The organism is Capnocytophaga sp. oral taxon 864, assembly GCF_002998835.1.
In the GTDB taxonomy this organism is placed as follows: Bacteria; Bacteroidota; Bacteroidia; order Flavobacteriales; family Flavobacteriaceae; genus Capnocytophaga; species Capnocytophaga ochracea.
Genome location: NZ_CP027232.1, coordinates 1,476,678 through 1,488,907, shown reverse-complemented (window position 1 = coordinate 1,488,907; position 12,230 = coordinate 1,476,678). Strand labels below are relative to the sequence as shown.

At 40.4% G+C, this 12,230-nt stretch carries 12 protein-coding genes and 5 tRNA genes; 16 read left to right on the top strand and 1 reads right to left on the bottom strand.

Annotated elements, in window-relative coordinates:
• The first annotated feature begins 30 nt into the window (after positions 1-30).
• The 15 genes from C3V44_RS06545 to gldA all read left to right on the top strand — a co-directional run bounded on the left by C3V44_RS06545 (position 31) and on the right by gldA (position 7,684).
• Positions 31-104: transfer RNA gene (locus tag C3V44_RS06545), tRNA-Thr, on the top strand.
• Between the two features lie 36 nt (positions 105-140).
• A tRNA-Tyr gene (locus tag C3V44_RS06540) sits at positions 141-222 on the top strand.
• Positions 223-243: 21 nt separating this feature from the next.
• Positions 244-316 (top strand) — tRNA-Gly (locus tag C3V44_RS06535).
• Positions 317-328: 12 nt separating this feature from the next.
• Positions 329-400, top strand: a tRNA-Thr gene (locus tag C3V44_RS06530).
• 65 nt (positions 401-465) lie between these two features.
• Positions 466-1,653, top strand: coding sequence for an elongation factor Tu (gene tuf, locus C3V44_RS06525; protein WP_034553965.1), 1,188 nt, complete (start codon positions 466-468; stop codon positions 1,651-1,653).
• A gap of 77 nt (positions 1,654-1,730) precedes the next feature.
• Positions 1,731-1,801 (top strand) — tRNA-Trp (locus C3V44_RS06520).
• 174 nt (positions 1,802-1,975) lie between these two features.
• Complete coding sequence (locus tag C3V44_RS06515; protein WP_106095945.1) at positions 1,976-2,659, top strand: hypothetical protein; 684 nt, start codon at positions 1,976-1,978, stop codon at positions 2,657-2,659.
• A gap of 1 nt (position 2,660) precedes the next feature.
• Positions 2,661-3,122, top strand: coding sequence for a hypothetical protein (locus tag C3V44_RS06510; RefSeq protein WP_106095944.1), 462 nt, complete (start codon positions 2,661-2,663; stop codon positions 3,120-3,122).
• Positions 3,123-3,339: 217 nt separating this feature from the next.
• A complete protein-coding gene (locus C3V44_RS06505; protein ID WP_106095943.1) occupies positions 3,340-3,549 on the top strand; it encodes a transcriptional regulator in 210 nt (69 codons plus the stop codon).
• On the top strand, positions 3,537-3,821 hold the full coding sequence (locus tag C3V44_RS06500) for a virulence protein (protein WP_106095942.1): 285 nt from the start codon (positions 3,537-3,539) through the stop codon (positions 3,819-3,821). The genes C3V44_RS06505 and C3V44_RS06500 overlap by 13 nt, the downstream gene beginning before the upstream one ends.
• Before the next feature lie 64 nt (positions 3,822-3,885).
• On the top strand, positions 3,886-4,365 hold the full coding sequence (locus C3V44_RS06495) for an S-ribosylhomocysteine lyase (protein WP_015782380.1): 480 nt from the start codon (positions 3,886-3,888) through the stop codon (positions 4,363-4,365).
• A 12-nt stretch (positions 4,366-4,377) separates the two neighbouring features.
• The gene (locus C3V44_RS06490) at positions 4,378-4,602 is read left to right on the top strand and encodes an XRE family transcriptional regulator (protein WP_370684725.1); all 225 of its coding nucleotides are present in this window, start codon (positions 4,378-4,380) and stop codon (positions 4,600-4,602) included.
• A complete protein-coding gene (locus C3V44_RS06485) occupies positions 4,592-4,882 on the top strand; it encodes a type II toxin-antitoxin system RelE/ParE family toxin (protein ID WP_009409937.1) in 291 nt (96 codons plus the stop codon). The genes C3V44_RS06490 and C3V44_RS06485 overlap by 11 nt, the downstream gene beginning before the upstream one ends.
• A 3-nt stretch (positions 4,883-4,885) precedes the next feature.
• Positions 4,886-6,655, top strand: a complete 1,770-nt coding sequence (locus C3V44_RS06480) for an aminopeptidase P family protein (RefSeq protein WP_106095940.1) — start codon at positions 4,886-4,888, stop codon at positions 6,653-6,655.
• A 129-nt stretch (positions 6,656-6,784) separates the two neighbouring features.
• Positions 6,785-7,684, top strand: coding sequence for a gliding motility-associated ABC transporter ATP-binding subunit GldA (gldA, locus tag C3V44_RS06475; RefSeq protein ID WP_002675140.1), 900 nt, complete (start codon positions 6,785-6,787; stop codon positions 7,682-7,684).
• A gap of 35 nt (positions 7,685-7,719) precedes the next feature.
• On the opposite strand, the gene C3V44_RS06470 is transcribed toward gldA, so the two are convergent.
• The gene (locus tag C3V44_RS06470) at positions 7,720-8,433 is read right to left on the bottom strand and encodes a LytTR family DNA-binding domain-containing protein (RefSeq protein ID WP_106096639.1); all 714 of its coding nucleotides are present in this window, start codon (positions 8,431-8,433) and stop codon (positions 7,720-7,722) included.
• A gap of 756 nt (positions 8,434-9,189) precedes the next feature.
• On the opposite strand from C3V44_RS06470, the gene C3V44_RS06465 reads away from it, so the two are divergent.
• Complete coding sequence (locus C3V44_RS06465; RefSeq protein ID WP_106095939.1) at positions 9,190-12,225, top strand: TonB-dependent receptor; 3,036 nt, start codon at positions 9,190-9,192, stop codon at positions 12,223-12,225.
• The last annotated feature ends 5 nt before the right edge of the window (positions 12,226-12,230 follow it).

The window sequence follows — 12,230 nt, the reverse complement described above, 5'->3', positions numbered from 1 at the left end:
TATACTTTTGCGCTCTGTAAAAAGATAGACGCCGGCATAGCTCAGTTGGCCAGAGCACGTGATTTGTAATCTCGGGGTCGTGGGTTCGAATCCCTCTGCCGGCTCAAAAAAAGTACATATTTTAATAGTTCGAATATTCGGGGGAGATACTCAAGCGGCCAACGAGGGCAGACTGTAAATCTGCTGGTTTTACCTTCACAGGTTCGAATCCTGTTCTCCCCACTGTCATATTTTTATTTTTTTGCGGGAGTAGCTCAGTTGGTAGAGCGTCAGCCTTCCAAGCTGAATGTCGCGAGTTCGAACCTCGTCTCCCGCTCTTTTTTTGTATGCTGATGTAGCTCAGGGGTAGAGCACTTCCTTGGTAAGGAAGAGGTCACGAGTTCAAATCTCGTCATCAGCTCTCACGTATTTTGTACACACATCAAACACTCATTTATATAACTAAGATTTAAAATTTATTTAAAAATGGCAAAAGAAACATTTGATCGTTCCAAACCCCACTTGAATATTGGTACTATTGGACACGTGGATCACGGTAAAACAACTTTGACAGCCGCTATTACTAAAGTATTAGCCGACGCTGGTCTTTCAGAAGTTCGTAGCTTCGATTCAATCGACAACGCTCCAGAAGAAAAAGAACGTGGTATTACCATTAATACCTCTCACGTAGAATACCAAACAGCTACTCGTCACTACGCACACGTAGACTGTCCTGGCCACGCCGACTACGTAAAGAATATGATTACAGGTGCTGCCCAAATGGACGGTGCTATCCTCGTAGTTGCTGCTACCGACGGACCTATGCCTCAAACTCGTGAGCACATCCTCCTCGGTCGCCAAGTAGGTATTCCTCGTATCGTTGTGTTTATGAACAAAGTAGATATGGTAGACGACCCAGAATTGTTGGAACTCGTAGAACTCGAAATGCGTGAGCTTTTGAGCTCTTACCAATACGATGGCGATAACACTCCTATCATTCAAGGTTCAGCGCTTGGAGCTCTTAACGGTGAGAAAAAATGGGTTGATAGCGTTCTTGCCCTTATGGACGCTGTTGATAAATGGATCGAACTTCCAACTCGTGACATCGATAAACCATTCTTGATGCCTATTGAAGACGTGTTCACTATCACCGGTCGTGGTACCGTTGCTACTGGTCGTATCGAAACTGGTGAAGCTAAAACAGGTGATGCAGTTGAAATCATCGGTATGGGTGCTGAAAAATTGACCTCTACTATTACTGGGGTTGAAATGTTCCGCAAAATCCTCGACCGTGGTGAAGCTGGTGACAACGTAGGTTTGTTGCTTCGTGGTATCGACAAAAAAGACATCAAACGTGGTATGGTAATCTGCAAACCAGGTTCTGTAACTCCACACGCTAAATTCAAAGCTGAGGTGTATATTCTTTCTAAAGAAGAAGGTGGTCGTCACACTCCATTCCACAACAACTACCGTCCTCAGTTCTACGTACGTACTACCGACGTAACCGGTACTATCCACTTGCAACCAGGTGTTGATATGGTTATGCCAGGTGATAACGTAACTATCGAAGTAGAATTGTTGCAACCTATCGCATTGAACGTAGGTCTTCGTTTCGCTATCCGCGAAGGTGGTCGTACCGTAGGTGCTGGTCAAGTAACTGAAATTCTTGACTAATTAGCTAAGAAGGTTAGGTTAAATATTATTTAATACAAAAAAGTTTTGAGCATAAAAACTCAAAACTTTTTTAAAATACGGGTGTAGTTCAAGGGTAGAATAGCGGTCTCCAAAACCGTTGATGGGGGTTCGAATCCCTCCACCCGTGCTTAACATTGCTAAAGTTACAAACTTTGGCAATGTTTTTTTTGTTTTTATCTTCTAAAAATCATATCTTTGTATCACATTATTTTTTATCTTTTACCTGAATATACTTCATATTTTTGATGATAAATAAAAAAGTTGTACCTTTGTGGTGTCAAACCAAAAACAGTATTACCCAATGAAACCTTTTTACTTCTTTTTCGTATTGTTGTGGACTTTCATCAGTTGTGGAAAGTCCGGTAACCAGCAAGACAACCGCCTTTACGAGAATTGGAAATACGTAGGCTATCGCGATAAAGCTTTAAAATTCCACTCGTCCTCTTCGTATGTAGCCGATTGCAAGTCGTGTTATACCGTCCATTTTAAAAACGACGACTTTTTTGATATTCAAAAATGTAGTAATAAAGGGGGAGGCAAATATCAAATAGATGTACAACGACATCAACTCTTCTCTCAAGGCTACGGACTTACAAAGATTTACGACCCAATGTGCCCTGATGAGGAGGGTTTTTTCATTAGCGGTAATTACCGTTTTATAGGCGATACACTTGCCATTTCACCTAACGACACGCTTACTTCACTCTTTGTAAAAGCAACTACATACATCCCCCACGTAGATCCTCCGCGTTACTACAAACGAGGTGTCCTTAACCTAGCACCACAAGGTAGTTATGATTGTTCTGCTGTGAGCCACACCCTTGTTTTAGAAGATAACAGCGGTACTCTATCAATTTCCTACGATCAAATACTCGACCTGAGTAGTTACGAAGGAAAACCCGTAAGTATTTGGGGATATTTTACCCCCAAGTTTAAAAACTGTCCCCAAACATTTCACATAGAACGAATTACAAAACTATATTAAAATGAAACCTCTTTATTTTTTCTTCTGTATGCTCCTCGTTATGAGTTGTAGCAAAAGTTCCGATGATAATAACGCTTTTGCTTTTACGCCTCTACTCAATAGTTATACGGGTTCTACATCCTCTATTACTCACCAGCAAGAAATTATTCATAGTGAAATCGAATTACAAGATATTGCTAAAAAAAGGGGTATAGAACACAAAATAGCCAAACTCCCTAAAATTAATTTCAATACTGAACAGTTGGTACTCATTTGGGGAGGCATCAAAGGTTCGACACCATCGCAAATAGAGGTAATCTCGGCTATAGAATACGATGACTACATAGAAATCATCACCGAAAGCAAAGTAACAGGAGATGCCTTGGCACTTAGTCGTCCTTTTTGTATTATTAAAACGACTAAAACACATAAGAAAATGGTGATTAAGAGTAATATCTCTACTAGTGGAATTATAGATTCTTAAAACAATTTCCTTAAAACATTTGTTTTTTAATGACAGGTTTAATACCTTTGCGGGGTAGTTTATTAGGCATCAGACGTTAGAGTTTTTTCAGAAACTCTCCGAGCTTCTCCGAAAATTCAGACACTCCTAAACAACTTTACTCAAGAATTTCAACTAAATATCAATCAACAAGAAGTAAAGGTATCATCTCTTACCTCTTATCTCTTACCTAAACAAAATGGAAAGTAAATTTAACATAGGACAACGCGTGTGGGTTTCTCCTCAACTCACAGGGAAACCCGATTGGGTAGAAGCTACCATTACCGAAATAGAACAAAATCCTTTTATAGGAATTGTCATTGAAGTAAAGACGGACAATGGCGAATTATTCTTTGAAAAAGAAGATATGTTTAAACCTGTTGAAGAGGAAGAATTATGCACACTATAGCTTTTGACTTAATAGTTTCTGAGCTAAAGAAACATTATAAAGATCCATATCACAACGCTTATGCTGAAATTAGAAAAGTACTTAAGCAAAATGATTTTTATTGGATACAAGGGAGTACTTATGCTACTGAAGGCGATTTGCGAACCCTTTTTCGTGCTATACAAAGCCTAAAAAATATCAAATGGTTTTGCTTTTCAGTAAGAGATATTCGCGCTTTCAAAATAGAAGACTACTCCGATTTCACTCAAGAATTTCAACTAAATATCAATTAACAAGAGTTAAAATGTAAAAGGTATAATTTCTTACCTCTTATCTCTTACCTCTTAACTAAACAAAATGGAAAGAATAGCAAGTTTTTGTATTGACCACCTCAAACTGGAGCGTGGCATTTATGTATCGCGTAAAGACTATGTAGGCAACGAAGTGCTTACCTCTTTCGATATCCGTATGAAGCTCCCTTACCGTGAGCCCGTACTCGGTAGTCCCGAAACGCATACTATCGAGCACCTCGCTGCTACTTGGTTGCGCAACAACCCCGAGTGGAAAGACAAAATTATCTACTGGGGGCCTATGGGCTGTATGACCGGTAATTACCTCATTCTTGCTGGCGACTATACCTCTAAAGATATAGCCCCCTTGATTACCGAACTCTTTGAGTATATCGCTAATTTTGAAGGTGATATCCCTGGTGCATCGGCTTTAGAATGCGGCAATTTCTACAACAACAACCTCCCTTTTGCTAAATACGAAGCTAAAAAATACTTAGAGGAAACCTTGTATCACCTCACCGATAAAAATCTGAATTATCCCAAGTAAAATATGAATATAATGATTTTACAAGAACCCACTTTTCTAACTGATAGACAAGGCAATACACTCTCGGCAGTTGTTCCTATTGAACAATACAACGAGCTTTTGAGAATTGCTGAATTATATGAAGAGTTAGAAGACTTACAACTCTATTACGAATCTAAAGCCGACCCAACTCCTGCTGAGCCTGCTGATATAGTATTTAAAAGAATAGAAGCTCGCCGTAATCAAAATGAAAACTAAAACCAAAACAGAAAAAGAATATACTGTTGTATTGAAGAAAAAAGCAGAGAAGTTTTTAGATGGACTTTCTGAACCTAATTATTCTGCTGTTAAGACTGCTATTCTCTCTTTGGCTTACAATCCAAGACCTTTTGGTTATATCAAACTATCAGGTTCTGATGCCTATAGAATAAGAGTAGGAAACTATAGAATTATCTATGACATTTTTGATGAAATACTCACTGTAGAAGTTGTCAATATAGGTCATAGAAAAGAGATTTACAAAAATTCAAAACTATAAACAATGAATACACCTGAAAAATTATCCCTCTTGCGCTCTAAAATGCAAGAAAACCACATCGACGCTTTTGTGGTATTCAGCGCCGACCCTCACCTTAGTGAATACCTACCCAAAGAATGGCTCGAACGCGCTTGGCTCTCTGGATTTACAGGCTCTGCGGGTTTTGTAGTCGTTACTAAAGATAAAGCCGGCTTGTGGACGGACTCTCGTTACTTTGTACAATCGGCGATTGAGCTCAAAGGCTCTGGCATCGACCTCTTCAAAGACGGTGTAGAAGGTACCCCCGATTATGCCGATTGGCTCGTATCAGTACTTCCCGCTGGGGCTACTGTAGCACTCAACGCCTTGGCGACCTCTCACATCGCTTGGGAAAAACTACAAGCTACTTTAGCCGCTCAAAACATCAAATTGGTACATAAACCTCTCATCGACCTTATCTGGACGAACCGCGAAAAAGACCCTCTTCATCACATTTTCGTACACCCCGATAAATGGGCAGGACAAACCGTAGCCGAGAAACTCACCGCTATTCGCAAAGCAATGGCTACCCACCGCACTACCTTGCACCTTATCACTGCCTTAGACGATGTAGCTTGGACACTCAACCTCCGCGGTAGCGATGTGGCTTACAACCCTGTATTCCTCGGTTATATTGCTCTATCCGATAAAGAAGCGACCCTTTTTGTAGATAAAGCTAAACTCACCCCTGAGGTAGAAGCTCATTTGGCAGCAGCCAAAGTAAGCGTGCGTCCTTATGATGAGTTTTACAACTATTTGGCTACCGTAAAAGGACAAAATATACTCCTCGCCCCTAATACCAATCAGGCGATATTCGAAGCTCTTCAAAAGGACAATAAACTCGTGCAAGCTCCCGCCCCTGGCAACTTGATGAAAGCCGTAAAGAATGCTACCGAGCTCGAAGGTTTCCGTACTGTAATGGTACGCGATGGGGTAGCAATGGTGAAGTTCCTCTACTGGCTCACCCACCAAGTAGGCAAAGAACCAATGACCGAATACAGCATTGGCAAGAAGCTACGCGACTTCCGCGCCGAAGGCAAGAACTTCGTAGGTGAAAGTTTTGGCAGTATCATTGGTTACCAAGACAATGGCGCCATTGTGCACTATTCAGCTCCTGAACACGGCAGTAAAGAGGTACATCCCGAAGGTAGTGTTTTGGTAGACTCTGGCGGACAGTATCTTGAAGGTACTACCGATATCACTCGTACCATTCCATTAGGCAAAGTAAGTCAGCAGTTTATAGACGACAGTACCCTTGTACTCAAAGGAATGATACAACTCGCAATGGTACAATTCCCTAAAGGCACCCGCGGCGTACAACTCGATGCTTATGCGCGTATGGCACTTTGGAAAAACCACAAGGACTACGGTCACGGTACTGGTCACGGGGTAGGTAGCTTTATGAACGTACACGAAGGACCTCAAAATATCCGCAAAGACCTCAACCCACAAGTACTATTAGCAGGTATGGTATGCTCCGACGAACCTGGGGTATATCTCGAAAATCAATACGGTATTCGTCACGAGAACCTCATTACGGTGCGTGAAGTAGTTACCAATGAGTTTGGTACCTTCTACGATTTCGAGACCCTCACCCTTTGCCCGTTTATGCCCTCAAGCATCAATGTGAGTCTACTCACCGATGTAGAGCGTAAATGGCTTAATGCCTACCACAAAACCTGTGAAGAAAAACTCGCTCCCCTTTTGGAAGGAGAAGTAAAAGAATGGTTCTTAACTCTTGTAAAACCCTTGTAGTTTAGCTTCTATTTGTTTTTAAATATACTGAAGGAAGGCTATCCAAAGCTCTATTTGGGTAGCCTTTTTTAATTATTACGCTTGCCAATTGTTTATTATTTTGTACTTTTGAGCCCAAAATATAATAAGATGTCTGTAGAAGTTCAACAACTAACAAAAATATACGGACAGCAAGTGGCTGTCAATGCTATCAGTTTTCAACTTGAAAAAGGTGAAATTACCGGATTTTTAGGGCCTAATGGAGCAGGTAAATCTACTACTATGAAAATGATTACAGGAGCGCTTACCCCTACTGATGGAACAATAACAGTAAATGGCATTGATATACTAAAAAATCCTATTGAAGCACAGAGAACAATAGGGTATTTACCTGAACACAATCCGTTGTATACCGAAATGTACGTGCGAGAATATCTGCGCTTTATGGCTGAACTATACCCCAAAGTCCCCTCCGATAGAATTGAAGAGGTAATTGCTCTTACAGGGCTTTCTTCTGAAAGCAATAAGAAAATAGAGGCACTCTCCAAAGGCTATCGCCAGCGTGTAGGCTTGGCTTCTGCGCTTATTCACGACCCCGAAATTCTTATACTCGATGAACCTACCACAGGGCTCGACCCCAATCAGCTGGTAGAAATACGCCATATTATCAAAGAGTTAGGTAAGCGTAAAACAGTGTTGCTATCTTCTCATATTATGCAAGAAATTCAAGCTTTGGCTGACCGTGTGATTGTATTGCATAAAGGTAACATTGTGTTAGATAAGAAAATGGCCGAACTGCAAAACAAAGAACAAATTATAGAAGTAGCTTTTGATTTTCGTGTCGAAGAACGCCTCTTACGCGCTTTGCCTAACATAGTATCAGTGCATAATGTCTATGATTTTCTATATCAGTTACAGTTCGATACCTCAGAAGATATGCGCCCCACTGTATTTGATTTTGCCAAAGAAAACGGATTGAAAATACTACAAATTAATCACAAGCATAAAGACTTAGAAGAAACCTTTATTCAACTAACGGCTAATAATTAAAAAAGTTGCTTGATTTTTTCAAGCAACTTTTTTAATTAACCATTAGGCATTATTTTATTCAGAAACGCCTCCCTACAATTCTCAGCAATCGTAATGCGCTGTTTGCCAAATACTATTTGGTTGCGCTCCACTACTTTCACTTTGTCCAAAGCTACTATAAACGACCTATGCACTCGCATAAACCGTTCTTCCGGTAATTCCTCTTCTAATTTCTTCAAGCTCATCAGCGTTATAATAGGTTGTGGCTGACTGTTGAGGTATATTTTTACGTAATCTTTAAGACTTTCTATATACAAAATATCATTATACATCACCTTTATTTGCTTGTAATCCGCCTTTACAAACATATAATCCTGCGCTACTTCGAGCGATTTTTCAGTAACAAAAGGTGTGCTTAATAGCAGAGCCTTTTGAGCCGTCTCCAAAAACTCAGCATAATCAAAAGGTTTCAATAAGTATCCAATAGAGTTTACCTTATATCCCTCAATAGCGTATTGGTCAAAAGCCGTAGTGAAAACAATTTTAGTAGAGGTGGGTATCTTTTTAGAAAGCTGGAGCCCTGTAAGCTCAGGCATTTGGATATCCATATAGATAAGGTCGGGCGCGCTACCTTCATATAAGAACGTCAATACATCAATAGCATTGCTAAATTTGCCGACTAACCTCAGAAAAGGAGTCTTTACCACATAACTTTCCAGCAGTTGGAGCGCCATAGGCTCATCGTCTACAATGATACAAGTAAGTTGCATTTTGGCACAGATATAAAATTCCAAAGGCAAAGATACACTTATTTTTCTGTTATATACCCAAATAATGATATTTTTTTCCTCCCGCACACTCCCCAAAACTCCTCTCACAAATTTGCTAATTTCCAAATTCTCTAATTTGCTAATTCTCTTTTCTGTCATACTCCCCTAGTGCCTATGGTCTAAGGCCTAGCACCTCTTCCTCTTTCTTTCGCCTCGAAACCCCGATTTTAACATTTTTAGCGCTGTTGTATTATATTATGAATCAACTATTTATATACCCTTTCTATACCAATCGTCCAAGATTCGTATAAGCTTCCTATAAGCTCTCTATAAGCTAACCATACTCATTTTACAGCTTATTTTTATCTTCCATCTAAATTTCTCCTTCTGAATTTCTCCGTTTTCTTCCGACAGGTTCAACCTTCCCATTTGCTAATTTCCAAATTTCCTCATTTCCACATTTTCTACGCACCCCATTTGCTATTTTTATCCCTCCTCTCACAGTAAGTATGACCTAATTAGCCATTAATCAGATTTTTTCTTTGCACAAACAAGAATAAGAAAAAAATATTTCTAAAATATATCCTCGTTAAATTGTTGGTTTTCTGACTCTTGTATGTTTTCAAATCATAAATCCACCCTTTTAAATAAAAATATTTAATAAAAAACTTGTTTATATTGTTATTTTTATCTTATTTTGCGCTGTAAAATTAAATACTGTAAAAACTATCCTTGTGATTTAAAACTATAGGAAGTATGAAAGAACATTTATTAACAATTAGAAATATAGTGACCCTATGGTTGCTATGTTTGGGTACTTCCTCTTTATGGGCACAGACGCTCGAGGTAAAGGGGAGAGTGACCGATGACAGTAATCAGCCCTTAATGGGAGTGAGTGTAGTAGTGAAAGGTACTACCCAAGGAGTGAGTACCGATATGGAGGGGAATTATACCCTTGCTAATGTGCCTCGTGGGGCTACTTTGGAGATTTCTTATATAGGTATGATTACCCAAAACATTGCTGTCAATGGGCGCTCGCTTATCAACGTACAGATGAAAGACGAGAACCAACAGCTCGACGAAGTGGTAGTCGTAGGCTATGGTACTCAAAAGAAATCGAGTATGACGGCTGCTGTATCTTCGGTATCGGCTAAAGAGGTGCAAAAGCAGGTAACTGCCAATGTGGCTTCAGCCTTGCAAGGGCGTACACCTGGGGTGGAAATCTTGCAACGCGGAGGTATTGCGGGTGCCGAGGTAAATATCGTAGTGCGTGGAGCGGGTTCGTTTGGAGCTACCGCACCGCTTTATGTAATCGATGGAGCAATAGCCGATGGACTCGAGGCACTTAACCCTTCCGATATCGAATCGATAGAGATTCTCAAAGATGGTTCAGCGGCAGCTATCTATGGTTCGCGCGCTGCCAATGGGGTGGTACTCGTTACTACCAAAAATGGTAAGAGTGGTAAAACCATAGTAGAGGTCGATGCTTCTTATTCTTACCAAACGCCTTCTAAAATGCTCGATATGATGAATGCCGAGCAATGGCGCACTTTTGCTAATCAAGTAGCCGACAACAGTCCAGCTTACGACCGTGCCCCTCAAAACGTAAACCCTACCGACCCTAACCGTAGCACCGATTGGCAAGATTTGTACTACCGCAATGCGCCAATGAGTAGCTTCAATGCCAGCGTATCAGGTGGTGGCGAAAACTCTACTTTCAACACCAGCTTGGGCTATGTAAGGCAAGAAGGGATTATCATCAAATCGGAATACGACAAATACAACGCACGTATCAACTCTACTTTCAAAAAGGGTAGATTTTCCTTGACAGAGAAACTATCGATTGCCAATACTAAGAAAGTAGCTCCTCCTAGTGTTCGTACGCTCGAAATGCCTACTATTCCTGTAACTGATGAAAATGGACGTTATATTTCTACAGCTGCTTCAAAAGGCTATTCTATCACCAATAGTAATATTTCTAATCCCTTGGCAGCTATTTATAAACAAGATGCTTTCACCCGGAACACTAGTGCTACGGGAAGTTTATCAGGAGCTTTTAAACTGATGAAAGGGTTGCAATATAAGCTAAATGTAGCAGGTACTTATGTAAATACCAATACCTATAAACACACTCCTGCTTATAATACCTTCTTTAATCCTGATGGTACTCCTGATGCCAAACTCAATCAAACAGGACGTACTTCATTATCGGAAGGTAGAGCGGAACACTTCAATTATACTATTGATAATCTGCTCACTTTTAACCGTACTTTTCAAAAGAAACACCATTTCGATGTGCTATTAGGTACCAGCTGGATGCGCGATTTTTACCGTAAAAACTCTATCAGTTCAGGGGTGAACGATTTAGGAGCCCCTACCGTAAAAACTTATAATGGCGAAGGGGTAGTAGGATCTAACCAACTGAACAGTGCGTTACTTTCTTTCTTTGGTCGTTTGAATTACGACTATAACAACAAATACCTGCTATCGCTTAGCTTGCGCCGTGATGAGTCGTCTAAATTTGCCAAAGGGCATCGTGTAGGATATTTCCCTTCAGCTTCTGTGGGTTGGAATATTCATTCTGAGCCTTGGTTCGACACTGAATTACTCAGCAAACTGAAAGTACGCGCCAGCTATGGTGAATTGGGAGCTAACTTTATCGACCCTTATACTTTCTTAAACTTGGCTTATGGTCCTGTACCAGCTATTTTCGGTAGTAGCCGTCAGTATGGTTATGTTACTCGCTTTGCACAACAAGACCTTACGTGGGAAACTTCTATTACCTCCAATGCAGCTATCGAAGTAGGAGTGCTTAACAATATGCTCACCTTCACAGCCGAATACTTTATCAAGCGCAACAACAATTTGTTAGCACCGCTCGAATCACTACCTTCTTCAGGGCAAACCATCACTATCAACAAAGGAGCGGTACCCAATTACAATACGGCTTCGGTTGAAAACAAAGGGTTAGAGTTTTCTTTGGAATTCAGAAAGAAATGGGATGATTTCACTCTTAACTTTCAAACCAATCTTACCTATATGAAGAATAAAGTGTTGGCATTGGGTGAAGGAGTACAACCTATTCGTGGAGAGTTGATGAGTGCTAAGTTTAACGACCGTCCTACCATTACTAAAGAAGGCTTGCCTATCGGTACTTTCTGGGGCTATAAAGTAGTAGGAATTAATGACCAAGGCGATTTTCTTTACCAAGCCAAAGACGGCACTGCTAAGCTGGCCAAGCAGCTAAAAGAAGACGATAAACAAGTAATCGGGAACCCTACTCCTGATTTTATCTTTGGCTATAACCTCAATTTGAATTATAAGAATTGGGATTTCACCGCTTTCTTTCAAGGAGTAGCAGGCAATGAAATTTTCAATGCCGAAAAGTATGATTTGTACTTCAACTATAATAGTAATGCGCCTGTAGATGCCTTAAATTCTTGGACACCTACCAATCGCAATACCAAGTTGCCTATCGCTAAAACCGATAACTACAACGGTGGGAACGCTTTGCCCAGTACGTTCTATATAGAAGACGGCTCTTATTTGCGCCTTAAAAACGTGCAAATAGGCTATACTTTTCCCGAAACATTACTCAAAAAGATAGGAGGCTTACGTTCTTTGCGTATTTATGGCAGTGCTCAAAACCTCTTTACCCTCACTAACTATTCTCTTTACGACCCTGAGGTAAGTAGCAACGCTTTGTTCAACAAAGGTATTGACGGCTTGGAAGCCAATGCTCCTGCTATCAATGCCCGCGTGTATAATATGGGATTAAAACTCACTTTCTAAACTAA

Coding starts and splice junctions, on each gene's coding strand:
- tuf (WP_034553965.1), top strand. CDS start 466: ATGGCAAAAGAAACATTTGATCGTTCCAAACCCCACTTGAATATTGGT.
- C3V44_RS06515 (WP_106095945.1), top strand. CDS start 1,976: ATGAAACCTTTTTACTTCTTTTTCGTATTGTTGTGGACTTTCATCAGT.
- C3V44_RS06510 (WP_106095944.1), top strand. CDS start 2,661: ATGAAACCTCTTTATTTTTTCTTCTGTATGCTCCTCGTTATGAGTTGT.
- C3V44_RS06505 (WP_106095943.1), top strand. CDS start 3,340: ATGGAAAGTAAATTTAACATAGGACAACGCGTGTGGGTTTCTCCTCAA.
- C3V44_RS06500 (WP_106095942.1), top strand. CDS start 3,537: ATGCACACTATAGCTTTTGACTTAATAGTTTCTGAGCTAAAGAAACAT.
- C3V44_RS06495 (WP_015782380.1), top strand. CDS start 3,886: ATGGAAAGAATAGCAAGTTTTTGTATTGACCACCTCAAACTGGAGCGT.
- C3V44_RS06490 (WP_370684725.1), top strand. CDS start 4,378: ATGATTTTACAAGAACCCACTTTTCTAACTGATAGACAAGGCAATACA.
- C3V44_RS06485 (WP_009409937.1), top strand. CDS start 4,592: ATGAAAACTAAAACCAAAACAGAAAAAGAATATACTGTTGTATTGAAG.
- C3V44_RS06480 (WP_106095940.1), top strand. CDS start 4,886: ATGAATACACCTGAAAAATTATCCCTCTTGCGCTCTAAAATGCAAGAA.
- gldA (WP_002675140.1), top strand. CDS start 6,785: ATGTCTGTAGAAGTTCAACAACTAACAAAAATATACGGACAGCAAGTG.
- C3V44_RS06470 (WP_106096639.1), bottom strand. CDS start 8,433: ATGCAACTTACTTGTATCATTGTAGACGATGAGCCTATGGCGCTCCAA.
- C3V44_RS06465 (WP_106095939.1), top strand. CDS start 9,190: ATGAAAGAACATTTATTAACAATTAGAAATATAGTGACCCTATGGTTG.